2 protein-coding genes are annotated in these 2,377 nt (G+C 41.5%); both read right to left on the reverse strand.

Annotation, left to right across the window (positions count from 1 at the left end):
• Positions 1-32: 32 nt before the first annotated feature.
• Positions 33-800 (reverse strand): IS21-like element helper ATPase IstB, encoded by a 768-nt coding sequence (gene istB, locus FCS21_RS15650; protein WP_138624466.1) that lies wholly within the window; start codon positions 798-800, stop codon positions 33-35.
• Positions 793-2,286, reverse strand: a complete 1,494-nt coding sequence (gene istA / locus FCS21_RS15655; RefSeq protein ID WP_138624467.1) for an IS21 family transposase — start codon at positions 2,284-2,286, stop codon at positions 793-795. The genes istB and istA overlap by 8 nt, the downstream gene beginning before the upstream one ends.
• Positions 2,287-2,377: the final 91 nt, after the last annotated feature.

The raw sequence follows: 2,377 nt of genomic DNA on the forward strand, positions 1-2,377 counted from the left end.
TATCAGACGTCAACTAACTTGTCCGGTCAGCGTCAATTAACTTGGCCGGTATTTGAATTTAGTTTCATTGCTTGTTTTTTACGGTAGCTTTCACCTTCGATTTTATAGATGTCACTGTGGTGAACAAGTCTATCGATAGCCGCAACTGTCATCATGTTATCGCCGAATATACTATCCCATTCACTGAAGGTTTGGTTTGATGTGATCAACAAACTACCTCGTTCATATCGATGGGCAATCAATTCAAACAATACCTGGCTTTCACTGTCATTCTTTTTTACGTAGCCGATATCATCCAAGATCAGCAATTCATACTTATCAAGTTTTCTAAGCGCATCATTTAAGCCTAACGTTTCTTTTGCGCGCTGTAGCTCTTGAACAATAGCAGTGCTAGTGCTGAATTTAACACGCACTGCTTTTTCAAGTAATGAGTAACCAATGGCACAAGCTAAATGAGTTTTACCTAAGCCGCTAGCACCGAACAACAAAATATTATGACCTTGCCTAAGCCAATCAATCTGACTCACTTTTTGTTTGATTTGCAGCGATGTAACACCTTCAATTTCATCGAACTTATATTGATGGAGCTGTTTGCCAACAGGTAATTTACTTTCTTTAAGTAATCGCTTTAATCGGCTTTCGTGGCGGTGGTTCGCTTCCAACTCGCAAAGCTCAGCAAGAAATAATTCAGGCTCCCATTGCTCTGTAACAGCCTTTTGAGCAATCACTTCCCAGTCCTTAGCCATTGCACTTAAGCGCAGCTCTTTTAACAATATAGGTAAGCTTTGAATATTAGCCATGCAAGCCTCCAAGTAACGCATCGTAATCACTTATTTGATGTTGTTGGCTTACAATGTTGGGGATAACAATTGTGCTAGGTCCAAACATTTTTCGGCACATATCAATCGATATCCGTTTACCTTGCTCATGGTTTTTGAATACATAACGGCCAAGCGCCTGTTCGCAATCATAATTATGAGCGAGCAACAATAGCTCAACCATATAACGGCAATCCTTATCACTAACGTGCTCTTGGGTTAGTTGCTGCCACAGCAAACTGAAGTCACCTTCAGGAATTAACTCTTCGCGTAATTGGGAGTATTTAAACGCATTAGGCTTTTTCGCAAGTGAATGGATCACATGCTTATAGTCGACTGCGCGTGAGCGTAGATGGCCTTGTGCATAAACTCTTGGTAATGATAATGTTTTTTCGTGACCAAGAAATAACTCAAGCCGGGTATCATAAATATGAACAAGCAATCGATGACCAATAAGTCTGGAAGGCACGGTATATGTCACTCGCTTTACGCTAATGGTACTGCTTGATGTGACTTTGACGTATTGCTCGCTAAAATCATTAGTGCGACGTTTAGGTAATTCACTTAGGTGTTTACGCTCTTCGTCAAACCGCGTTTTGCATTGACGATTAATTTTGGCGACAATTACATCTAAAAACGATTGATACTCGTTAATTGTCGTGAAATCGCGACTACCACGCAGTCGTAATTGCTGGTCGACTTTCTGCTTTAAATGGCTATGTGCTACCTCAATAGCACCATTTTCGTGAGCTACGCCTTTATTGTTTCGAGTCGCAACAACGCCATAGTGTTTGCATAGCTTTTGATAGCGCCCTGTTAATGTTTCTTTTTCATAATGGTTGTTGAACGCGGCACTTAAGCTGTCTGTTCGGTGAGTTTGTGGCACGCCACCACTGCGCCAAAAGGCATTTTGTAATCCCGTTGAAAGCGATTCAAAACTTTCACCACCGAAAACAACTTGCGCATACGTCCAGCCACTAAAGACGAGTTTGTAATGAAAGAGCTTATGAAAAAATATTTCACCTGCGATAGATATCTCAAGTTTATTCATCCACGTGTAGTCAGATATGCCCATAAATCCGGGCATGTATTTTTGACGAAAGATAACTTCTTGCTCGGGTCCTTCGGTTGCTAACCACTTTTTAACGCGACGCTGTAACGTACGTAAATGGTTGTGCCCGAAACTTCCTGGCATCAGTGTATCAAGATGATCTAATAGCGTAATGGGTTGAAGTTCAGGATCTGCTTTAAGCAGTGGAACAAGATGCTGTTCAAACGCACCATTGAAGGGATCTTTACGTGTTCGATAAGCTCTTGGAAGTTTGGTTGTTGAATGTTGTCCTGACTCAACGCGCCTTGCGGTACGCTCTGACATGCCAGCTTGGGCAGCCGCCGTTGTTTGTTTATGATCCTTACGATAAGACATATATAAATTAACCTGTTGTTTGGTTATGGGTTTTCCAGACATATCTTTCTCTATTGAAATGAATATCTCTGAAGTGTACCAAAACCGGTCAAGTTAATTGTCGCGAGCCGGCCAAGCTAATTGTCGCCTAATA

It is taken from the genome of Colwellia ponticola, from assembly GCF_005885605.1.
Taxonomy (GTDB): Bacteria; Pseudomonadota; Gammaproteobacteria; order Enterobacterales; family Alteromonadaceae; genus Colwellia; species Colwellia ponticola.

Excerpts from the sequence above, each read along its gene's own strand:
- istB (WP_138624466.1), bottom strand. The coding sequence starts at position 800 with ATGGCTAATATTCAAAGCTTACCTATATTGTTAAAAGAGCTGCGCTTA.
- istA (WP_138624467.1), bottom strand. The coding sequence starts at position 2,286 with ATGTCTGGAAAACCCATAACCAAACAACAGGTTAATTTATATATGTCT.